The following is a 24,054-nucleotide window of genomic DNA, read 5'->3' as shown; positions in this document are numbered from 1 at the left end:
TATGCTGTCCTTTTTTTATCACACATAATAGTGTTCGTCTGACGTATACAAAGTGTTATTCCATGTTATACTATATAAGAGGTGAGGAAATGAATCGCCGAGATATATACTTTAAGATGAAACATGATTTTGCAAACCAATTGCAGTTGATAGATACATATACACAGCTCGGGGAACATGAGAAAAGAGATAGACTTATACAAAGCGTTGTCATGTCATTTAAAGATGAACAAGACTTTTTAAAGTTGCCATTAAATCAGACGATTGATTGTTACATACGATACAAAATAGAACAGCATAAATTTGACTTCGCATTTGAAATAGGTACGCTATCAAGTGCAATTGGCTTATATGATAGGCGTGTTTCGTCAATATTTAATGATGTGTTTGCAGATGCCGGACATCGTATTGAAGAAAAGGGACTGATAACGATCAGTATCTTTGAAACTGAAGCTGCATTTGAACTGTTATTTGTTTTAACAGGGAGGATTATGGATAAAGCGATACATCCGGCAATAACTGAAATGAATCAGAATTTAGTAGAATATGAATATGAAATAAATAAAAGAGGTGTCTAAATGTTTATAGATCAGGTAAAGATTAATTTAAAAGCAGGAGATGGTGGTAACGGAATCGTTGCTTATCGTCGTGAAAAATATGTTCCACTCGGTGGACCATCAGGTGGAGATGGTGGAAAGGGTGCCTCAATTGTATTTGAAGTAGATGAGGGTCTCAGAACACTGCTTGATTTCAGATTTCAACGTATGTTTAAAGCGGAACAAGGTGAAAATGGACAGTCGAGCAATATGCATGGTCGCGGAGCGAAAGATCTAGTGTTAAAAGTTCCGCCTGGCACAGTTATCAAAAATGCAGAGACGGGTGAAATTATTGCAGATTTGGTGACACATGAACAGCGTGCAGTAGTTGCACGTGGCGGTCGTGGTGGACGAGGAAATTCCCGCTTCGCATCTGCAAGTAACCCTGCACCTGACTTCTGTGAGAATGGTGAACCGGGTGAGGAAATAGAAGTTTCACTCGAATTAAAGTTACTGGCAGATGTTGGCCTCGTTGGGTATCCAAGTGTAGGTAAATCTACTTTACTATCGATTGTTTCTAAAGCAAAGCCTAAGATCGGTGCCTATCACTTTACTACGATTAAACCAAATCTTGGTGTAGTTCAGACGAAAGATCAACGTAGTTTTGTGATGGCGGATCTTCCAGGGTTAATAGAAGGAGCATCAGAAGGTGTTGGGCTTGGACATCAGTTTCTTAAACATGTTGAGCGTACGCGTGTTATTATCCACATGATCGATATGGGACGTACGGATGGTCGTGATCCATTTGAAGACTATACAACGATAAACAAAGAATTGAAGCAATATAATGAAAAGCTTGCGCGTCGTCCTCAAATTATTGTAGCGAACAAGATGGATATGCCAAATGCTGAGGAATATTTACAGGAATTTAAATCTAAATTGGAAGAAGACGTTGAAATCATCGAACTGAGTGCGGCAACGTATCAAAATATTGATACATTACTATATAAAACCGCCGATATATTAGATGAAACGAAAGATATCGATTATGATCTAGATGAAGAAGCGAGTGCAGTTCATCGTGTCATGTATAAACATGAGAAATCAGTGGATCATTTTGAAATTACGCGTGATGACGACGGTGCATATGTCGTAAGCGGTAACTCGATAGAACGTCTGTTCAAGATGACAGACTTCACAAGAGATGCGTCGGTGCGCCGTTTTGCTAGACAAATGCGTACGATGGGTATCGATGATGCACTGCGTGAACGTGGGGCAAAAAATGGAGATACAGTACGTATTCTGCGTGGTGAATTTGAATTTATTGAATAGAAGGTGTATTTAATGACGACACAAAAGAAATTTTATTTAATACGTGAAGATGTACTGCCTGAATCTGTAAAGAAGACACTATTGATCAAGGATCTACTCGATAAGAATCCTAAACTATCTATCTTTGATGCCGTTAAAAAACATGATTTATCACGAAGCGCTTATTATAAATATAAGGATACGATCTTCCCGGTTGATGAAAAGGCGCGTGAGAAGAATTTGACGATAATGGTACAAGTGGATGATAAGGTCGGACTTTTAAGTAAGATACTATCCTTTATTGCGTTACAGAATGGGTCAGTATTAACGATACATCAGACCATTCCGATTAAAGAGAAGACGACCATTACGATTTCATTGAATGCTACAAATATCGACATGACAATTAACGAACTTATTGAAGCAATTGGTTCGATAGAGCATGTTAATGATGTAAAGCTCCTTGGAATGAGCTTATAGGAGGAACTATGTACGCATATTTAAAAGGTAAAGTAATAACAGTACTGCCAACGCATCTTGTAATTGAAGTGAGTGGGATAGGATATGAATGTCTAACTCCGAACCCTTACCGGTTTAATCATCAGTTAAATCAGATGATTACACTTCATACACAGCTTGTTGTAAGAGAAGATGCACAGTTACTCTATGGTTTTAAAGATGAGGAAGAGAAAGCGATGTTTAACGCTTTGAATAAAGTAACAGGAATTGGACCAAAATCAGCGCTTGCAATATTAGCTACAAGTACTTCTCAAGAGATTATTAGAGCAATTGAGTCGGAGAGTGAAAGTTATTTAATTAAATTCCCAGGAATAGGGAAGAAGACGGCAAGACAAATCATTCTAGATTTAAAAGGTAAATTGACGATTGCGGATGAAAGTGAATTATTTAAAGAAGTAAATGATACACTATTAAACGAAGCATTGCTTGCATTTGAAGCATTAGGATATTCAAAGCGAGAGATTTCTAAGATTGAAAAAGAGCTCAAGAAAAAACAGTTTAGTAGTGTGGATGAGTATGTAAAGCAAGGATTGCAGATGTTTGTGTCATAAAAAGGATGTGTTATTTTGGACGATAGAATCGTTGATAACAATTTAATTGATCATGATGAAGTTGAAGAAGAACTCTCTCTTAGACCAGAGCGACTTTCCCAATATATTGGACAGCATAAGATAAAGGAGAATCTTGATGTTTTTATTCAAGCTGCAAAGCTCAGAAATGAAGCGCTTGATCATGTACTACTCTATGGGCCGCCAGGATTAGGTAAGACGACGCTCGCGAATATTATTGCGCATGAACTCGATGTCAATATCAAAATTACATCTGGTCCTTCAATTGAAAGACCAGGAGATTTAGCAGCAATCTTGTCGAGCTTAAATGCGGGTGACGTTTTGTTCATTGATGAAATTCATAGAATATCACGTGTTGTAGAAGAAGTACTCTATCCTGCGATGGAAGATTTCTGCTTAGATATTGTAGTTGGAAAAGGAGAGGAAGCGCGAAGTATCAGAATCGATCTTCCTCCATTTACGCTTGTTGGAGCCACTACGCGGGCAGGAAGTTTGTCAGCACCGCTTAGGGATCGATTTGGCGTCCATCTGAGATTGGATTACTATGAGATAAAAGACTTGTCCCATATTGTGTCAAGAACAGCAGATGTGTTTGAGGTTTCAATAGATGCACAATCTGTACAGGAAATTGCGCTAAGAAGTCGAGGTACTCCAAGAATAGCGAATCGACTGTTAAAGCGTGTAAGAGATTTTGCACAAGTTAGAAATAATGGACTAATTGATATTGAAATGACGACGCATGCATTGAACCTATTACAAGTGGATCAATATGGACTTGACCATATCGATCACAAGATTTTACGTGCCATCATCGAACGTTACAATGGTGGACCAGTAGGATTAGATACGATTGCAGTCTCCATAGGAGAAGAACGCATAACTTTAGAAGATGTTTATGAACCTTACTTGATTCAAAAAGGCTTACTAGAAAGAACTGCACGAGGGCGTGTTGCAACTGTACATGCCTATGAACATCTGAATGTGCCATACGTTAATGAAAAGAGGAAATAATTGTGGATGTAAATGAATTCGATTTTAACTTACCGGAGTCTCTTATTGCTCAGACACCATTACAAGACCGTACAGCAAGTCGACTCCTTACACTGAATAAGCATACCGGTGAAATCAAGCATACAAACTTTAGATCGATAATCGATTACTTGAATGCAGGAGATACTTTAGTACTGAATGATACGAAGGTTATGCCAGCACGATTGTTCGGTTTAAAGGAAGATACAGGTGCGAAGATTGAAATGCTGATGCTGACAGAACATGATAACGGCTGGGAAGTTCTGATCAAGCCGGCAAAGCGTGTTACGATTGGAACGCGCATATCATTCGGTGAGGGTAAGATTATTGCAACTTGCGTGGAGGAACTTGATCAGGGCGGCCGAATTATGCAGCTGAGCTATGATGGGATACTTCAGGAGCGTCTGGATGAGCTTGGGTTGATGCCTTTACCCCCTTATATTAAAGAAACATTAGAAGACCAAAGCCGATATCAGACAGTCTATGCACGTGCTACGGGAAGTGCAGCTGCGCCTACTGCAGGATTACATTTTACAGAATCTTTGCTTGAAGATATTAAAGCTAAAGGTATTAATATCGCATATATCACGCTGCATGTAGGTCTCGGTACATTTCGTCCGGTGAGTGTCGATGATGTTGAAAGTCATAAGATGCATAGTGAATATTACGAGATGAGCGAAGAAACAGCAAAGCTATTAAATGACACACGTAATGGTGGAAACCGAATTATTACAGTAGGTACAACCTCAACACGTACGTTAGAGACAATTGTGGATGATTCCGGTCATTTTACAGCACAGAGTGGCTGGACGGATATCTTTATTTATCCAGGTTATTCGTTTAAAGCAGTGGATGCGATGATTACAAATTTCCATCTCCCAAAGTCAACATTAGTGATGCTTGTTTCAAGTCTTGCAACGAAAGAATTTATAATGAATGCATATCATGAAGCTGTGAACGAAAAATATCGATTTTTCAGCTTCGGAGATGCAATGTTTATCTATTAAAGGAGAGAACTATGAACGCAGTAACATATGAACATATAAAAACTTGTAAGCAATCTGGCGCACGCCTTGGTATTGTGCATACACCACACGGTTCATTTGAAACACCGATGTTTATGCCAGTAGGTACGCAAGCTACAGTTAAGACGATGAGCCCGGAAGAATTAAAAGCGATGAATGCAAAAATTATTTTAAGTAATACGTATCATTTATGGTTACGTCCTGGGAATGATGTTATCCGTGAGGCGGGAGGATTACATAAGTTTATGAACTGGGACGGCCCGATTCTTACAGATAGTGGCGGTTTTCAGGTATTCAGCTTAAGCGATATGCGTAAGATTGAAGAAGAGGGTGTGCATTTCAGGCATCATCTGAATGGTTCTAAATTATTTTTAAGCCCTGAAAAAGCAATGCATATTCAAAATGATCTTGGCTCAGATATTATGATGGCTTTTGATGAGTGTCCACCGATGCCGGCAACCTATGAATACGTTAAAGCGAGTATCGAAAGAACTTCACGCTGGGCAGAACGTTGCTTAGAAGCGCACCAGCGTCCCCAGGACCAAGCGCTATTTGGTATTATTCAAGGTGGAGAATATGAGGATTTACGCACACAGTCTGCAAAGGATCTTGTTTCGATGGACTTCCCGGGTTATGCTATTGGTGGTCTGTCTGTAGGTGAACCAAAACCAATAATGTACCGAATGCTTGAACATACGACGCCACTTATGCCATTTAATAAACCAAGATATCTAATGGGCGTTGGTTCTCCGGATGCGTTAATTGAAGGTGCGATTCGTGGTATTGATATGTTTGACTGTGTATTGCCGACACGAATTGCAAGAAACGGAACATGTATGACATCTAAAGGACGCGTCGTTGTGAAAAATGCTAAATATGAAAGAGATTTCACACCGTTAGATGAAAAATGTGACTGCTATACATGCAAAAATTATACGAAAGCCTATTTACGCCATCTGATTAAGGCGGATGAAACATTTGGTATTCGTTTAACGACAATTCATAATCTGCATTTCTTGCTTAATTTAATGGAACAAGTGCGTGAAGCGATTCGAAATGACCGTTTATTAGATTTTAAGGAAGAATTTTTTGAAGAATACGGATTAAACGTTGAAAATCCGAAAAACTTTTAGGAGGTACAGAGATGAGCCCAGAAACACAAGCATTGTTAATCAATTTATTACCATTAGTTGCAATTTTTGCAGTTGCTTACTTTTTTATGATTAAACCCCAGCAAAAGCGTACGAAAGAACAGCAGCAGCTGATCAGAAATTTAAAGCGTGGAGATAAAGTCGCTACAATCGGAGGATTACAAGGAACTGTTAAATCTGTAGATAATCAATTTGTTACTTTAATCGTCAATAATAAAGGTACTGAAATGACATTCGAAAAACAAGCGATAAAAGGAGTATCTAATAAATAATTTTGATTCCTTCAGAATTTAGATGTATACTTTTTACATCAAAAGGATTATAGAGGTGAAAGTGTGAAGAAACGTAGCAGAATCGTTGCCCTTTTGCTGCTGACTATATTATTGTTCAGTACAATGGGTGTAACAGCAAAAGACATTATGAATAAAGTAAATCTCGGCTTAGATCTGCAAGGTGGCTTTGAAGTACTTTATAAAGTTGATAAACTTGAAAAAGAAGATAAGATCACACCAGAAGTTGTTAAAGCCACGAGCAAGACCCTTGAATCTCGTGTTAACGTACTTGGAGTAAGCGAACCTAAAATTCAGATTGAGAATAAAGACAGAATTCGAGTACAGTTAGCAGGCGTTAAAAATCAGAATGAAGCGAGAAAGATATTATCGACAAGTGCCAATCTGACAATTCGTGATGCAAATGACAAATTGTTATTAAGCGGTAAGGATCTTGTTCAAGGCGGTGCAAAGCAAAGCTTTGATCAGACAAACAATGCACCTGTTGTTACTTTAAAATTAAAATCAGCTGAAAAATTTGCTAAAATCACTAGAAAAATCTCTCAACAAGATCCAAATATAATGGTTATCTGGATGGATTTTGAAGAAGGTAAGGATAGCTACGAGAAAGAAGCAAAAAAAGAACAGCAGGGGAAACAACCAAAATATGTGAGTGCAGCAGGTGTATCACAGGAAATCAACTCCCAAAATGTTGAAATTTCAGGTGGATTTAATGGAGAAGATGGTTTAATTCGTGCAAAACAAATTGCTGATCTATTAAATTCTGGTTCACTTCCAGTGAAATTAACAGAAGTATATTCAACATCTGTTGGTGCACAGTTTGGCCAGGATGCACTACATGATACTGTACTGGCATCTGCAATTGGTGTCGGATTAATCTTCTTGTTCATGATACTCTATTACAGATTACCAGGAACTATTGCCGTAATTTCATTGTCGGTCTACATCTGGTTAACGATGATCGCCTTTAATTTGATTTCAGGTGTTTTGACATTACCAGGCATTGCCGCGCTCGTTCTAGGTGTAGGTATGGCAGTCGATGCAAATATCATAATGTATGAACGTATTAAGGATGAAATTAGAATCGGAAGAAGTATCAAACAAGCCTTCAAAAAAGGCTCGAATTCATCTTTCTTAACAATATTGGATGCCAACTTGACAACTGTACTGGCTGCATTAGTGCTATTCTTCCTTGGAACGAGTAGTGTAAAAGGGTTTGCAACGATGTTACTGCTTGGTATAATAATGATCTTTGTTACGCAAGTATTCTTATCACGTTTCTTACTCAAACTTGCTGTAAACTCCGGAATGTTTGACAATAAGTTTTCATTCTTTGGTGTCAACAGAGCGCATCGTCATGATATTGCAGAAGGTATGGATGTTCAGGATTTAAAATCAGCCTGGGAACGTATTGATTTTGTGAAGTTAGCAAAACCATTGCTAGGCTTATCATTAGCATCAATTATCATTGGAAGTATCATTGTTACGATGATGGGATTAAATTTAGGTATCGACTTTAAGAGTGGTTCACGTGTAGACATTAAAAGTGAACAAGTATTAAAAGAAGATGGACTTAAAAAAGAGCTAGAAACGTTAAAGATGCCAAGTGAAAATGTTGTCGTAAATGCTGAAAATCCAAAAATGGCATCTGTACAATATAAAGATCCGTTAACGAAGGAACAAATCAATGATTTAAAATCAACATTCTCTAAAAAATATGGACATGAGCCAAACGTAAACACGGTATCAAGTGAAATTGGTAAAGAATTAGCGAAAAATGCGATTAAATCCGTGATTATCGCTTCAATAGGAATCATCATCTACGTTACATTCCGTTTTGAATGGCGTATGGGACTGACATCCGTATTATCTTTATTACATGATGCATTTTTAATCATTGCATTCTTCACTATATTCCGCCTGGAAGTAGACGTTACATTCATTGCAGCAGTTCTGACCATTATAGGTTATTCAATTAACGATACGATCGTTACATTTGACCGTGTCCGTGAGAATCTACATAAGATTAAAGTTATCACAACACCAGAACAAATCGATCATATCGTAAACAGTTCGATTCGTCAGACGATGACGCGTTCAATCAATACGGTGTTGACAGTATTAATCGTAGTTATCGCATTAATGTTACTCGGTGCAACAAGTATCTTTAACTTCTCGGTTGCATTGCTTGTCGGATTAATTTCAGGCGTCTTCAGTTCAGTCTTTATTGCAGTACCACTTTGGGGAATGCTAAAGAAACAACAACTGAAAAAATCAAACGGCAAACTTATTGTTTATGAAGAGAAGAAACCGAACGAAGAAAAAATCTACGTCTAATAGCTGACTATTGATCGGCAAACTAAGCCCGGGGAACTGTATACAACTACAGTTCCCCGGGCTTTGTTAAATAAATAAATGCGTATATCCTGTTTTCTATTTTTGTGTAAAAAATGATATGATAAATAGTAAAGTCAAAGGGGGATGAACTTGAAAATAACTAAGATAACAGGTTATCAAATTGAATTGCCGTTAAAAGAACCATTCGTTATTAATTATGCTACGTATCCTTATATGCCGGCATTTATTTTAGCAATAGAAACAGACGAAGGCATTACAGGATATGGTGAAGCTGTACCTGATGAACATGTAAATGGGGAACATGTGAATGCAGCTTTTGAAATTATGCAGCATGTCATTGCACCAGCATTGATTAACAGAAATCCGCTGAACATTAATGCGATACTGAATAGATTAGATGACTTAATCATTCATAACCCTTCAATAAAAGCAGCTGTAGATATTGCATTACATGATATTCTTGGGAAGAAGGCTGGACTCCCATTATATGAATTACTAGGTGGTAAAACGAAAGACAGACTATCATATGCAAAAGTGTTAAGCGTTAAACCATTTGAACAACTAAAGGATGATATCGATGTTTTAATAGGACAGGGATACAATGTTATTAAAGTCAAGCTTGGTGGAGATGTGGTATCGGACTGCAGAAAGTTAGAACAGATTCTGGATTATGTAGACGAATCGATTGAAGTTCGTGTCGATTGTAATCAGGCGTGGTCTTCGCCGAAACGTGTTGCACAAATGGTCAATCAATTAGATTATCCGAATTTAATGTGGATAGAACAACCGTTAAGTTATAAGGAAATTGAAGGGCTAAATTACTTATATGACCATATGAAAGTACCGTTGATGGTTGATGAGAGTATATTAAATGTTAAGCAGCTTGTACAACTTAATATTAATACAGATTTAATCAACGTTAAATTAATGAAGTGTGGGGGTATAAAAGCAGCAGTTCATATTATTAATTACGCTGAGGCACATGATATTCCGTGCCAAATAGGTTCTATGGTCGAATCTTCTATCGGCAGTGCTGCGGGGTATCATGTTGCAATGAGCCATCATAATGTACAGTCTACTGAACTGACAGGACCCCTGTTATTCAGTAAGGAAATCGGAAATTTAAAATATGAAATTCCATATGTCTACTTAAGTGAGGCACCAGGACTTGGAATAGAAATAGATCAGCAAAGTTTAAATGCAATAACGACACGACAATTCGAAATGAGTGAAATAAATGAATAGCACCACCTTTAAAAATGAAATACAAGAAATTAATACAGAATTGAACAGTATTGCAGAAGTAAGCTGGAAGGAACAGAAGACGACAGAGTATTTAACCACGTATTTAAAGGACTACGCCATTGAACGCTTCAACAAAACCGGTTTTTTGCTGCAAATTGATGGTAAGATTAAAGATGCAATTGCATTTCGTACGGATATCGATGCGCTTCCATACCGTTTAAATAATGAATTGAAAGTGCTGCATGCATGTGGACATGATGTTCATATGACGATATTAACAGGCTTCATCTTAAAGCTAAAAGAGATGAACTATAAACCGAAACATACGTTAAAGTTTATTTTTCAGCCTGCTGAAGAACTAGGAGAAGGCGCGAAGTATGTTGTGGAACATGAACAAGGAGCTCTCGAACATGTACACTATTTATTTGGTATGCATGTACGTCCTTTAAATGAACTTAAAAAAGGTCAGTTTTCTGCAAGTATACAGCATGGTGCAAGTGGTACAATCTATATGGATGTAATTACTAAAGCAGGGCATGCGGGACGACCGTGGGAATCAATTAACAGTATTGATATCGTAATGGAGATATATGAACATATAAAGCGTATCAACATGGGAAGTAACCGTAATTATTCTATTAAGATGACAAAGATTAATACGATGAACGGACAAGATAATTCCATTCCTGGGCACGTAAGCGTAACTTTTGATATTAGAGCCAATTATAATGATACGATGGATGAACTGATCGCAGTTTTTAATAAGATACTTGATGATAGTAAAGTTCAATATGCTGAACAAGATGTATTGATCAATACTAGAATTGACGGTTATACAGTAGCTGCACAAATAGATCCAGATGCGAAGGAACTTCTGAAAAAAGCGATAAAAAGCAAAAGATTTGAATATGTTGATACCATCTATACTCCAGGTGCAGAAGATTTCCATAACTATACGTATGCACTGCCGGATATCAAGTCGACAATGCTAGGGATTGGGTGTAATATGGAACATGGATTGCATCATCCTGATATGAATCTGGATAAATCAGTCATCTTTGATGCGATAGAAATATTTTATCAACTTTTATTAGATATCGATAAATAATAGGCAAACTTATATAGGGGGATTGTTGTGGATAAAACTGTATGGACAGTCAAACAACCTGTAGATACAATTCCTGCAGCGTTAATTAAAAAATATCACATCACTGAAATTAATAAGAAAATATTAGAATCTCGTCATATTGTGACGGACGCAGCATTACATGATATTTTTGCAGCAGATGACATTCATGATCCATTTGCTATGCATGACATGAGTAAGGCGGTTAAGCGTATTCAAACCGCAATAGATAATAACGAAATGATACTCGTTTATGGAGACTATGATGCAGATGGTGTGACGAGCGTCACTGTTCTCGTTGATAGCTTGAAGTCTATCGGTGCAAACGTAGGCTGGTACATTCCGAATCGTTTTACAGAAGGCTACGGACCAAATGAGCAGGCTTTTCGTGAAGCGAGTGATGCGGGTGTATCTTTAATCATTACGGTTGATAACGGGATACAAGGTCATCATGAAGTAAATATTGTGAACGAACTAGGGATAGATGTAATTATTACAGATCATCATGAGATTGGTCAGACGCTTCCAGATGCTTATGCAATTCTGCATCCGATGCATCCAGATGGCAGCTATCCCTTTCATCATCTTGCAGGTGTTGGGGTGAGCTATAAGCTTGCATGTGCATTAAACGAACAGATGAATGAGCACTTACTTGGATTTGTTGCGATTGGTACAATCAGTGATCTTGTATCATTGACGGGTGAGAATCGAGCGCTCGTAAAGCGTGGACTTAAAGCCTTAAATGTGCATACACCGATGGGCTTGAAGGCATTACTTAAGCAAGCGGCTTTTAATGGTGAAATCACAGAAGAAACAGTCGGATTTATTATAGGTCCGAGACTGAATGCAGTCGGTAGATTAGATGATGCACGATTAGCATGCGAATTACTGCAGATAGATAATGAAGATGAAGCAGAATGGATGAGCGAACAAGTCGATCAGTTCAATATTGAACGTAAGGAGATTGTAAGCTCAATTACTGAACAAGCATTGATAGATGTTGAAGAAAAAATTGCGAAGGGCAATCGTTTTATCGTTGTTGCGAAGGAAGGCTGGAACGAAGGTGTACTTGGTATTGTCGCAAGTAGAATTACGGAGCAGTATCATTTACCCGCAATCGTATTGAACATTGATTATGATAATGGCTACGCGAAAGGCTCTGCAAGAAGTATTGCGCAAGTATCGATGTATGACAGTCTTGATGCATCGAGAAATCTTATTACTAAATTTGGTGGACATCATATGGCAGCAGGGATGACATTGCCCATTGAAAATATTGAACAGCTCGAAAAAACTTTGAATGACTATTTAGATACACGTATTCATGGTGAAATCATTCAGGAAATAGAAATTGATGCTGCTATTGAAATGTCAGATATTACAGTGAAGAATATTAATGATATGGATAAACTCCGACCGTTCGGAACAGACTTCAGTGCGCCGTTACTCTCATTAATGAATGCTGAACTAACAGATGTGAAGCAGATTGGGCAGAACCAGGCACATCTAAAGATGACTGTTCAAAACACCCTGAATGCACTTATGTGGAATGAAGGGGCAAGAATGTCAGAACTTCCAGTAGGCAGTCAAGTGAAATTGGCAGGTACGCTGCAGCTGAACGAATGGAATGGTAACGTTCAGCCTCAGATGATTGTGCGTCATATAAAGCAGGACGCTATGCAGATGATTGATTTTAGAAATGTACACCCAAATTCATACAAGTTTTTAAAGGACGAGCGTGCTGCATTGATTATTCATCCACGTAAAAATAAATTAAATGAACATTATTTTCACTATGGCGAAACGATATCGGGTTATGACAAAGTTATCTTCCGTGATCTTCCGGATAGTGAAGAAAAGTTTTTAGATACGTATAACAGTGTGGATGCGACATTAATCTATTTTATATTTCACACACCAAGACAATTATATTTTGAAGGTATGCCGACAGCAGAAAAATTTAAGCTGCTATATAAATGTATCATGATAAAGCCAGAGATTGATCTGGAAAAAGAAGGCAGTTATTTACTACAGACAATAAATGTGTCACCGGATACTTTGTTGTTTATGCTGGATGTGTATCATGAACTTGGCCTTATTATTAAAGAAGGTCAACTTATAAAAAAGCAGGAAGTTGATAAAAAGGTCGATTTATCGAGCTCAAGTACTTATCAAGCACGATTAAATCAGTTAAAATTAGAAAGTAAGCTATTGTTTTCATCATTCGATGAATTAAAACAATTTATCTTATCGAATAACTCATTGTCCTAGGAGGCATATTATGGATCTAAAGCAATATATTACTCAGGTTAAAGACTGGCCAAAACCAGGCGTAAATTTCAAAGATATTACAACAATCATGGATAACGGTACGGCATATAAATATGCAACGGATCAGATTGTGGAATATGCAAAAGAAAAACAAGTTGATATCGTTGTAGGTCCTGAAGCGCGTGGATTTATTATTGGCTGTCCGGTTGCCTATGCGATGAATATTGGCTTTGCACCTGTCCGCAAAAAAGGAAAACTTCCCCGTGAAGTCATTAGCTATGAATATGAACTTGAATATGGCACGAATGTACTTACAATGCATAAAGATGCAATAAAACCGGGTCAGCGTGTACTAATAACAGATGATCTACTTGCTACAGGTGGAACAATTGAAGCGACAATCAAGCTAGTTGAATCTCTTGGTGGTATCGTTGCAGGGATTGCATTTATCATCGATCTTAAATACTTGAACGGTATGGACAAGTTAAAAGGATATGATGTGATTTCGCTCGTTGCGTATGAAGAAGAATAATTATGTTTAAAAAGGATAAGTATGTACTTATTCTTTTTTTATATTATTTATTTTATATATAGATTGTAGTATTATTAATACATTATAGCTTAGGAGGTGATAGGATGAATAACGAATATCCATACACTAAAGATGATGTGCTTGAGATGACAAGAAGCTATTTGTCAGAGAAAGATTATCAGTTTGTAGTAAAAAGTTATGAGCTGGCAGAAAAGGCACATGAAGGTCAATTTCGTAAAAATGGACTTCCTTATATCATGCATCCTATCCAGGTCGCAGGTATACTTGCCGAAATGAAATTAGACGGACCTACAATCGTTGCAGGGTTCCTGCACGATGTCGTTGAGGATACGCCTTATACATATGAAGATCTGAAGCAGATGTTCAATGAAGAGGTTGCCTATATCGTTGATGGGGTGACGAAGCTCGAAAAAGTAAAGTACCGTTCTAAAGCTGAGGAGCAGGCAGAAAATCATCGTAAACTATTTATTGCAATTGCAAAAGATGTCCGTGTTATTCTCGTAAAACTCGCAGATAGACTACATAATATGCGTACATTAAAAGCGATGCCCCACGAAAAGCAGGTGCGTATCGCAAAAGAAACGCTAGAAATCTATGCCCCTCTGGCCCACCGTCTTGGTATCAATACGATAAAATGGGAGCTTGAAGATATTTCACTGAGATATATTGATAGTATCCAGTATTTTAGAATTGTTCATCTTATGAAAAAGAAACGTAGTGAACGTGAATCTTATATAGAGAATGCCATCGACAATATTCAAAAAGAGATGCAGATTACAGGTATTGATGGTGAAATCACAGGGAGACCGAAACATATATACAGCATTTATAGAAAGATGGTTAAACAGAAGAAGCAGTTTGATCAGATATTTGATTTATTAGCAATCCGCATTATTGTTGATAGTATTAAAGATTGTTATGCGGTTCTTGGACTTGTACATACATTATGGAAACCGATGCCTGGTCGTTTTAAGGACTATATCGCGATGCCGAAACCCAATATGTATCAATCACTTCATACAACAGTCGTAGGACCGAATGGCGATCCGCTTGAAATCCAGATTCGAACACATGAAATGCATGAAATTGCTGAGCATGGGGTTGCTGCGCACTGGGCATATAAAGAAGGAAAGTCATTAGTTAACCCAGATGAAGCGAAAAGTTTAAGCAAGATGAGCTGGATGCAGGAAATTGAAGAAACAGATTCTACTTCACCAGATGCGGAAGCTTTTATGGAATCATTAAAGTACGAGCTTCAAAGTGATAAAGTATATGTGTTTACCCCAGAATCAGATGTTGTTGAGCTTCCGATTGGTGCAGTGCCGATCGACTTTGCATATGCTGTACACAGTGAAGTCGGCAACAAGATGATTGGCGCAAAGGTAAATGGTAAGATTGTACCGATTGATTATGAATTATCGACGGGAGATATTATAGAGATTAGAACATCAAAACATTCTTATGGCCCAAGTCGTGACTGGCTGAAAATTGTTAAAAGTGCAAGTGCAAAAAGTAAGATAAAGAGTTTCTTTAAGAAACAAGACCGTTCTAGCAATGTTGAAAAAGGTCGATTTATGATAGAAGCTGAAATTAAAGAAAATGGTTATCAAGTTGAAGAGATTATGACGGCAGAAAATATTCAGGCCGTCGTGGAAAAGTATAATTTTCAAAGTGTTGAGGATGTATATGCGGCAATTGGTTTTGGTGGGTTAACTGCATCAGCTGTTTTTAATAAGCTTTCAGAGAAACAAAGAATTAAAGAGAAGGAACTGAAGCTCAATCAAGTTCAGGAAGTAAATAAACAGTTAAGCGTGAAGGGTAATATCCAGACAGAGTCAGGTGTATATGTCGAAGGTATGGATAACATGCTGATAAAGCTTTCAAAATGCTGTAACCCAATTCCTGGGGATGAGATTATCGGCTACATTACTAAAGGTCATGGCGTAAAAGTTCATCGCACGGAATGCCCTAATGTTGTAAATGAAACGGAGCGTTTAATCGACGTAGAGTGGGTTGTTTCCTCTTCTGAGAATAAGACGTATCAAGTTGACCTCGAGATAACAGCTTACGACCGTCTCGGACTTATTAATGAAGTGCTGCAGGCTATAAATGCGACGAAAGTATCACTCGTTCAAGTTTCTGGTAAATCTGATGTTGATAAGAATGCGAAAATCAATATCAGTATCATGGTTAGAAATGTATCAGAATTAATGAAAGTCGTAGATAAGATTAAGCAGCTTGGTGATATCTATACAGTAACAAGAACATTAAACTGAGGTGTTGTATGAGAGTTTTAGTACAAAGAGTGAAAGAAGCTTCCGTGAAGAGTGGTGATTATTACGGATCGGTTCAAAAAGGGTTGCTGCTACTTGTCGGTATTCATGAAGAGAGCATAGAACGTGATGCAGATGTATTGGCAGATAAAATTGTGAAATCTAGAATCTTCGAAGATGCTGGCGGTAAGATGAACTTATCTGTTCAGGATATCGACGGAGAAATTTTGTCGATTTCTCAGTTTACACTGTATGCAGATGTAAAAAAAGGAAATCGTCCAAGCTTTACTAAAGCTATGCAGCCACGAAAAGCAGAGCAGTTATACCATTATTTTAATATGCAGCTTAAAAATAAAGGGATGACGGTTGTGCAGGGATGTTTTGGTGAAATGATGGATATTGCACTGATAAATGAAGGACCCGTTACCATCATGTATGAGAGTAAAGATGGTAAGTTAGTATGACGAAGATAAAACTGACGACAAAAGCATTGAAACTATTACTGGCACTTTCTTTGTTGGTATTAATTGTGCTTATTATGTTTGCTTTCATTGCAAAGCAGGAAAACCCAAAACGTTTGTCATTAGTTGAAGACAATTCACTGAGAACTGGTCCGAGTGCGATGTATCCTGAAATCTTCAAAGTTGAAAAAGGTGAGTCCTTCAAAATATTGAAGCAGGATAAAAAATGGTTCTTCGTTCAAAATGATGAGAAAAAAGGATGGATTGCAGGTTGGCACACGAATTTAAATATTAAACGTGACCACGTTCATCAGGAACACCCTTTAAAAAATAAGACCATCATCATAGATGCAGGACATGGTGGTGCAGACCAAGGTGCATCAAGTAGAAATGGTACAAAGGAAAAGGAAATCACCTTAAAGACCGGTCTCATGCTGAGGGATAAGTTACAGGATGAAGGTGCGAATGTAATTATGACGCGCGCAACTGATGAATACGTTAAGCTGAATGACCGTAAAGGAAAGGCTGATGCATTTTTAAGTATTCATGCAGATGCTTTGGAAGGTTCAGCACCACATGGTCTGACGGTCTATTATTATAGAGACTCACAAAAAATGCTCGCTGATACATTGCATATGGCGATTAAGAAAAAAGCGTTATTATCTGATCGTGGTGTAAGGCAGGAGAACTTTCAGGTCATACGTCAGACGAAGCAGCCGGCAGTATTGCTAGAACTTGGATATATAAGTAATCCTACTGATGAACATATGATGAACGACCAAATATACCGTCAGATTACGACGACGAGTATAGTAGACGGTCTTAGAAATTACTTTTCTTATTAACTTGACTTTAAACAGTTAAATTAGTAATATAAACCTAATATTAATTCCATATCAACCGTTATGAGCTTATATATTGTTATTGATTATTTAAAGAGACATCTACAGCTGCTGAAAGTAGATGATTAATGATGACAATGTGAACAATAAGCAAGGTTGCTTTATGAAAGTAAAGCCGTAATGCATGCGTTAAATGTACTAAAGAGGATATTCTTTACTGAATATCAATTTGGGTGGCACCACGAATATTTCGTCCCTTATGCATATGCATAAGGGGCTTTTTTATATTAAGGAGGATAATGATGATTAATATACCAAGAGGAACACAAGATATACTACCTGCTGAAACTGCCAAGTGGCGCTATGTCGAATCAAAGTTGCATAATATTGCAGCAAGTTATAACTATAAGGAAATCCGTACACCAATGTTTGAGTCGACGGATCTCTTCGCGCGTGGTGTTGGAGGTTCTACAGATATCGTTCAAAAAGAAATGTATACGTTCAAAGATAAAGGAGATCGTAGTTTAACATTACGTCCAGAAGGGACAGCAGCTGTTGTAAGAAGTTATATTGAGAATAAGATGAATGGAGATGCTAATCAACCGGTTAAACTTTATTATAATGGGCCAATGTTCCGCTACGAACGTAAACAAAAAGGACGTTATCGTCAATTTGTACAGTTCGGTGTTGAAGCAATCGGTAGTGAAAATCCAGCAATTGATGCAGAAGTTATTCATATGGTGTATAACATATACAAATCATTTGGGTTGAAGCATATTAAGATTGTACTGAACTCAATTGGTGATATGGATAGTAGAGAAGAGTATAAACAGGCGCTCATTGAGCATTTTGAACCACATATCGATAATTTCTGTAATGACTGTAAAAACAGATTACATACGAATCCGATGCGTATCCTGGATTGTAAGGTTGACCATGAGCAGCCTGCAGTTAAAACAGCACCGAAGATTACTGAGTACTTAAACGATTATTCAAGAAATTATTATGAAGAAGTGAAACAATACTTAGACTTGCTAAACATTCCATATATCGAGGATGCAAATTTAGTGCGTGGCCTAGATTACTATACGCATACTGCATTTGAAGTGATGAGTGAAGCGGAAGGTTTCGGAGCGATTACAACACTTTGTGGTGGTGGTCGTTATAACGGATTATTAGAGATGCTGGATGGACCTAAAGAAACAGGGATCGGATTCGCATTAAGTATTGAACGATTATTGCTTGCGATTGAAGCAGAAGGCATTGAACTTGATGTTGAAGAATCAGTAGATATATTTGTTGTAACGATGCCTGAAACTGTGAAAGAAGCAGTTAAGATTGTTGCAGAACTGCGTAATGCAGGTATAAGTGCTGATATGGACTATCTCGGACGTAAGATGAAAGGTCAGATGAAGCAGGCCGACCGTATTCACGCAACATACACTGTTGTACTCGGAAGCGACGAAATTGAGACGAATGAAATACAAATTAAAGCGATGCAGACCGGTGAAAGTGAAACAATTAAATTACAGGATATTGCATCATATATTAAAGGAGAATAATGAATGGATAACAGAACAACTTATTGTGGCTTAGTCACAGAATCATATATAGGACAAGAAATTATTTTAAAGGGATGGGTACAAAAACGTCGTGACTTAGGCGGACTAATCTTTATTGATCTACGCGACCGTGAAGGTGTCGTACAGATTGTATTTAACCCGGACTTCTCAAAAGAAGCATTGGCAGTTGCTGAAACTATCCGTTCTGAATATGTTATTGAAGTTCATGGTAAGGTAGCGATGCGTGATGAAGCTGTTATCAACCCAAAGATTAAAACAGGTAAAGTAGAAGTTCAGGTTAGTGATGTAACGATTATTAATAAATCTGAAACACCACCATTCCAGATTGAAGCAGAGACTGATAGCTCAGAAGACGTGCGTTTAAAATATCGTTACCTAGATTTACGCCGTGAACCTTTAGCGAACACATTTAAAATGCGTCATCAAATTACACGTGCTGTACGTAACTACTTAGATGAAGGTGGATTTTACGAAGTTGAAACACCTGTACTTACAAAGTCTACTCCTGAAGGTGCACGTGATTATCTTGTTCCGTCACGTGTACAAGAAGGAGAATTCTATGCATTACCACAGTCTCCGCAAATCTTTAAGCAGTTATTGATGATTGGTGGATTTGATAAATATTATCAGATCGTTAAGTGTTTCCGTGATGAAGATCTACGTGCAGACCGTCAGCCGGAGTTTACTCAGATTGATATCGAAATGAGCTTTGTTGATCAGGAAGATGTTATGACAATGAATGAAGGAATGCTTAAACGTATTATGAAAGATGTTAAAGGGATCGATATTGTGACACCTTTCCCGCGTATGACGTATGAAGAAGCGATGCGTGATTACGGAATTGATAAACCTGACACACGTTTTGATATGAAACTTGTGACTTTAAATGAACTTGCTTCAAAGATGGAATTTAAAGTATTCAAAGGTGCGGTAGAAAGTGGTGGTGCCGTTAAAGCAATCGTTGTAAAAGGCGCGAGTGATAAATATTCACGTAAAGATATTGATGCGTTACAGGAATATGCAAAGATATATGGTGCGAAAGGGTTAGCATGGGTTAAAGTGACTGAAGATGGATTAAACGGACCGATCGCGAAATTCTTTGAAGAAAGTCATGCATCAGAATTATTAGATGTGACAAATGCAGAGACGGGTGACTTAATATTATTTGTTGCTGATAAGTGGAGTGTTGTCAACGCAAGCCTCGCAAACTTACGTAATAAGCTTGGTAAGGAACTTGGCTTAATTGACGATAATAAATTTAACTTCTTGTGGGTGACAGACTGGCCGTTATTTGAATATGACGAGGAGCTAGATCGCTACTTCGCAGCACACCATCCATTCACAGCACCGAAAAAAGAGCATAGAGAATTATTGAAAACGGACAAAGAAAAAGTACAGGCGAATGCATATGACGTCGTATTAAATGGTTATGAGCTCGGTGGTGGATCAATCCGTATACATGATCAGGAGATGCAGCAGGAGATGTTCGAGGCATTAGGATTCAGTGAAGAAGAAGCACAGGAACAGTTTGGATTCTTAATGGATGCATTTAAGTACGGTGCGCCACCACATGGCGGTATCGCTCTAGGATTAGACCGTATGGTAATGTTATTATCAGGCCGTACAAACTTACGTGACGTAATCGCATTCCCGAAAACTGCAAGTGCAACTTGTTTATTGACAGATGCACCAAGTAAAGTGGACGACAAGCAATTAGAAGAACTTCATATCCAGTTAAATATTGAAAATTCAGAAAAATAGAAAGTTTTTTATTTGCATTATATGAAATATATGATATTATAAAGACATAAGATAGGTGTCTGAAGAGTACGACATTAGTTTTTATATTTTGACCTAACACTTTATGATCAGGGAGCCTAATAGGTTTTCTTACGATGCACACGCCTCTAATGGAGGACTTGCTGAATAAGAAACAGGGCACCCACCTGAATTTATCAGGCCAAAATGATCAACTATACAATGACGGCTCAGTTGGATACTATCGTATTGGCGAAGGACTTATGTCCTTCGTCTTTTTTGTGTTCACAAATTCGAGTTATATGGTAGGATATACATATAATGAAAGAAGAATGGAGAACATTATGAAACATCAATTTTCAAGAAATGAGCTTGCATATGGAAAAGAAGGATTAGATGCATTAAATAAAAAGACGGTAATGATCTTAGGTGTTGGAGGGGTAGGTTCTTTCGCTGCTGAAGCGCTTGCTCGTACCAATATCGGGCACATTATACTGATCGATAAAGACGATGTAGATATAACGAATGTAAACCGTCAAATTCATGCACTGACGACAACTGTGGGACAATCTAAAGTAACATTAATGGAAGAGCGTATAAAATTAATCAATCCTGAATGTAAGGTGACTTCTCTGCATATGTTCTATACAGACGAAACGTATGAAGAGATATTCGAATATGACATTGATTATGTTGTAGACGCATCAGATACAATCATGTATAAAATTCATTTAATGAAAGAATGTCTAAAGCGTGGTATAAAGATTATTTCGAGCATGGGGGCTGCAAACAAAACGGATCCGACACGTTTCCAGATTGCAGATATCTCGAAGACACATACAGATCCTATGGCGAAAGTAATTCGTACAAAGCTGCGTAAAGAGAAGATTTATAAAGGCATCCCTGTTGTTTTCTCTGATGAAAGCCCGATTGTAATACGTGACGATGTGAAATCGTATGTCGGCAACCCTGATGCTCCGATTCGTAAAGCGCAGATGCCCCCATCTTCTAATGCTTTTGTACCAAGTGTTGTCGGATTAATTTGTGCGAGCTATGTGGTAAATGATATTTTGAAGGATTTCCCTGTGACACGTGTGAAAGATAAACAAAACAGCAATTGAGGTTGCTGTTTTTTAATGTCATTTTACTAGTAATTTTAGCATTAAATGGATAACTATAGTACAATTAAGTGGTAAAAATGATGGAGGTGTATCATGGAAAGTCAGCAATATAGTCTTGAAGTCACTAATCTTCACAAAAAGATTGGTAAGAAAGAAATTATTAAAGATCTGAACTTCACCGTAAATAAAGGAGAAGTATTTGGCTTCCTCGGTCCGAACGGTGCAGGTAAAACGACGACAATCCGTATGATTGTAGGTCTTACAACACCAACAGAAGGTGACATTAAAGTACTTGGAAAGTCTGTCGTGCACAATCGTTCAGAAATAATGAAAGATATCGGTGCAATTGTAGAAAATCCTGAGCTTTATCCATTTTTATCTGGATATGAAAACTTAAAGCAGTTTGCACGTATGCAAAAAGGAATAACGAAAGCTGATATCGATCGCGTTGTGAAGCTTGTAGGGCTCCAGCCACGTATAAAAGATAAAGTGAAGAAGTATTCACTAGGTATGCGTCAACGTTTAGGTCTGGCACAGGCGCTCTTACATAAACCGAAAATTTTAATTTTAGACGAACCGACAAACGGATTAGATCCGGCCGGAATTCGTGAAATTCGTGACTACATAAAGAAACTCGCTAAAGAAGAAAATATGTCAGTAATCGTATCAAGCCATTTAATGAGTGAGATGGAGCTGATGTGTGACCGTTTCGGTATTATTAAAAATGGTAAGATGGTACAAATTGAAGAAGTCAATAAAGTTGTAACATCAGACACTATTGTTAAACATACGTTAGACTTATATCCTTCTGAACGTGCGCAGGCATTTTTCCAGCGTATTGGTAAACAGTATCATCAAGAAGGTGATACGTTTACAATCGATACCGCAAGTAAAGATATACCGGAATTGATACGTAATATCGTAAAGGATGATATTGATATATATAGTGTTACGAAAGAAAAAGTATCACTTGAAGATCGCTTTATGAATATTACGAATGACGGAGGTGTGCACATTGGGTAAGCTGGTTTATAACGAATGGATTAAATATTTCAATCGACTTGGAACATGGATCATGCTCGGGTTAATCATTTTATTTATGTTGCTGCCTAGTTTACTAACGATGCAGTTTGGTTCAACGAAGTATGACCATAAAACGTATGGTGATAACTGGAAAACTGAAGTAAAAAAAGATATTAAGGATATGCAGACGGAACTTGCAAAAATTAATAAAAAGAAAGAAAAAGATAGAGAAGTAGTAGATTATAATAAACTTGCGACGTATGAAAGTCGTATTTCTGAGTTGTCATTCTACTTGAAAAAAGATGTTCAGCCACCTGCTGGTAATGATGTATATGGTGATATGCTCGGTATCAATGGTTTTATCCCATTAATCGCGATAATGATTACAGTTATGTGTAGCGGATTAATGTCGCGTGAATATCAGCAAGGGACGATTAAACTGTTATTAATACGCCCAGCATCACGACTTAAAATATTTGCATCTAAATTAATATTTGCATTTATTGCATCGTTTTTATTCCTGTTATTTGGTTATGTCGTGAAGCTTATCATTAGTCTTATAACATCTCAAATGAATCCAACAAGTAAGATTGCTGTACAGAGTGGTGAAGAGATGAAGTATAAAATGGTAGAATTCATGCCATTACTGATGAGACATTTTGCAAATGACTATATGTACGTTGTTATATTTGCAGTTATTGCATTTAGTTTATCCGTACTGTTCAGAAATACTTCATTAAGTATCGGTATCGCATTTACGTTAATGTTCTTCGGAGATATGGCTGTCATGTTCTTACAAAGTAAAACTGAACTTGTAAAGTTTTTATGGCCGGCGAACTGGGGACTGAATCAATATAATGTTGATAATATTGCACCACTACCTGTAGACGATATGACGTTTACTTACAGTTTAATTTACAACATTGTTGCACTACTCATTGTAATTATCGTAACTGCTGTTATATTTAAGAAACGAGATGTAGCAAACTAAATCAAAACGACAAAAGCGA

The 24,054-nt window shown here is 37.5% G+C and carries 21 protein-coding genes and 1 other RNA gene; all 22 read left to right on the top strand.

The window, feature by feature from the left end; genetic code table 11:
- Positions 1-89: 89 nt before the first annotated feature.
- Positions 90-578 (top strand): Spo0B domain-containing protein, encoded by a 489-nt coding sequence (locus tag ACZ2V4_RS02875; protein WP_219492335.1) that lies wholly within the window; start codon positions 90-92, stop codon positions 576-578.
- Positions 579-1,868 (top strand): GTPase ObgE, encoded by a 1,290-nt coding sequence (gene obgE / locus ACZ2V4_RS02870; RefSeq protein ID WP_219492333.1) that lies wholly within the window; start codon positions 579-581, stop codon positions 1,866-1,868.
- Positions 1,869-1,880: 12 nt separating this feature from the next.
- Positions 1,881-2,327, top strand: coding sequence for an ACT domain-containing protein (locus ACZ2V4_RS02865; RefSeq protein WP_219492331.1), 447 nt, complete (start codon positions 1,881-1,883; stop codon positions 2,325-2,327).
- Positions 2,328-2,335: 8 nt separating this feature from the next.
- Positions 2,336-2,917, top strand: a complete 582-nt coding sequence (gene ruvA / locus ACZ2V4_RS02860) for a Holliday junction branch migration protein RuvA (protein ID WP_490514483.1) — start codon at positions 2,336-2,338, stop codon at positions 2,915-2,917.
- A gap of 15 nt (positions 2,918-2,932) precedes the next feature.
- Positions 2,933-3,946 (top strand): Holliday junction branch migration DNA helicase RuvB, encoded by a 1,014-nt coding sequence (gene ruvB / locus ACZ2V4_RS02855; RefSeq protein WP_219492326.1) that lies wholly within the window; start codon positions 2,933-2,935, stop codon positions 3,944-3,946.
- A gap of 2 nt (positions 3,947-3,948) precedes the next feature.
- Positions 3,949-4,971: a tRNA preQ1(34) S-adenosylmethionine ribosyltransferase-isomerase QueA gene (queA, locus tag ACZ2V4_RS02850; protein WP_283721917.1), complete on the top strand. Its 1,023-nt coding sequence runs from the start codon at positions 3,949-3,951 to the stop codon at positions 4,969-4,971.
- An 11-nt stretch (positions 4,972-4,982) separates the two neighbouring features.
- Positions 4,983-6,122: a tRNA guanosine(34) transglycosylase Tgt gene (tgt, locus tag ACZ2V4_RS02845; protein WP_490514482.1), complete on the top strand. Its 1,140-nt coding sequence runs from the start codon at positions 4,983-4,985 to the stop codon at positions 6,120-6,122.
- Positions 6,123-6,133: 11 nt separating this feature from the next.
- Positions 6,134-6,412 (top strand): preprotein translocase subunit YajC, encoded by a 279-nt coding sequence (gene yajC, locus ACZ2V4_RS02840; RefSeq protein WP_219492320.1) that lies wholly within the window; start codon positions 6,134-6,136, stop codon positions 6,410-6,412.
- Positions 6,413-6,475: 63 nt separating this feature from the next.
- A complete protein-coding gene (secDF, locus tag ACZ2V4_RS02835; protein ID WP_219492317.1) occupies positions 6,476-8,767 on the top strand; it encodes a protein translocase subunit SecDF in 2,292 nt (763 codons plus the stop codon).
- Positions 8,768-8,917: 150 nt separating this feature from the next.
- Positions 8,918-10,033, top strand: a complete 1,116-nt coding sequence (locus ACZ2V4_RS02830) for a mandelate racemase/muconate lactonizing enzyme family protein (protein ID WP_420493796.1) — start codon at positions 8,918-8,920, stop codon at positions 10,031-10,033.
- A complete protein-coding gene (locus ACZ2V4_RS02825) occupies positions 10,026-11,141 on the top strand; it encodes an amidohydrolase (protein WP_420496063.1) in 1,116 nt (371 codons plus the stop codon). The genes ACZ2V4_RS02830 and ACZ2V4_RS02825 overlap by 8 nt, the downstream gene beginning before the upstream one ends.
- Before the next feature lie 21 nt (positions 11,142-11,162).
- On the top strand, positions 11,163-13,430 hold the full coding sequence (recJ, locus tag ACZ2V4_RS02820) for a single-stranded-DNA-specific exonuclease RecJ (protein WP_490514489.1): 2,268 nt from the start codon (positions 11,163-11,165) through the stop codon (positions 13,428-13,430).
- A gap of 10 nt (positions 13,431-13,440) precedes the next feature.
- Entirely contained in the window at positions 13,441-13,962 is a 522-nt protein-coding gene (locus ACZ2V4_RS02815; protein ID WP_219492305.1) for an adenine phosphoribosyltransferase, read from the top strand.
- Positions 13,963-14,066: 104 nt separating this feature from the next.
- Complete coding sequence (locus tag ACZ2V4_RS02810) at positions 14,067-16,259, top strand: RelA/SpoT family protein (protein ID WP_219492301.1); 2,193 nt, start codon at positions 14,067-14,069, stop codon at positions 16,257-16,259.
- Between the two features lie 8 nt (positions 16,260-16,267).
- A complete protein-coding gene (gene dtd / locus ACZ2V4_RS02805; RefSeq protein WP_419895000.1) occupies positions 16,268-16,720 on the top strand; it encodes a D-aminoacyl-tRNA deacylase in 453 nt (150 codons plus the stop codon).
- Entirely contained in the window at positions 16,717-17,562 is an 846-nt protein-coding gene (locus tag ACZ2V4_RS02800) for an N-acetylmuramoyl-L-alanine amidase family protein (protein ID WP_219492297.1), read from the top strand. The genes dtd and ACZ2V4_RS02800 overlap by 4 nt, the downstream gene beginning before the upstream one ends.
- Positions 17,563-17,861: 299 nt before the next feature.
- Positions 17,862-19,121 (top strand): histidine--tRNA ligase, encoded by a 1,260-nt coding sequence (gene hisS / locus ACZ2V4_RS02795; RefSeq protein WP_283721916.1) that lies wholly within the window; start codon positions 17,862-17,864, stop codon positions 19,119-19,121.
- Between the two features lie 3 nt (positions 19,122-19,124).
- On the top strand, positions 19,125-20,903 hold the full coding sequence (gene aspS / locus ACZ2V4_RS02790; RefSeq protein WP_283721915.1) for an aspartate--tRNA ligase: 1,779 nt from the start codon (positions 19,125-19,127) through the stop codon (positions 20,901-20,903).
- Positions 20,904-20,956: 53 nt separating this feature from the next.
- Positions 20,957-21,145: non-coding RNA, 6S RNA (ssrS, locus tag ACZ2V4_RS02785), on the top strand.
- A 99-nt stretch (positions 21,146-21,244) separates the two neighbouring features.
- Positions 21,245-22,021: a tRNA threonylcarbamoyladenosine dehydratase gene (locus ACZ2V4_RS02780; RefSeq protein ID WP_283721914.1), complete on the top strand. Its 777-nt coding sequence runs from the start codon at positions 21,245-21,247 to the stop codon at positions 22,019-22,021.
- A 93-nt stretch (positions 22,022-22,114) separates the two neighbouring features.
- A complete protein-coding gene (locus ACZ2V4_RS02775; RefSeq protein ID WP_219492288.1) occupies positions 22,115-23,044 on the top strand; it encodes an ABC transporter ATP-binding protein in 930 nt (309 codons plus the stop codon).
- On the top strand, positions 23,037-24,035 hold the full coding sequence (locus ACZ2V4_RS02770; RefSeq protein ID WP_490514481.1) for an ABC transporter permease: 999 nt from the start codon (positions 23,037-23,039) through the stop codon (positions 24,033-24,035). Before ACZ2V4_RS02775 ends, ACZ2V4_RS02770 begins: the two co-directional genes overlap by 8 nt.
- Positions 24,036-24,054 lie beyond the last annotated feature (19 nt).

This window comes from Macrococcus sp. CoH-51_TC_04 (assembly GCF_058188655.1).
Note: the sequence above shows the minus strand (reverse complement) of the source record. Positions and strands in the feature narration are given on the sequence as shown.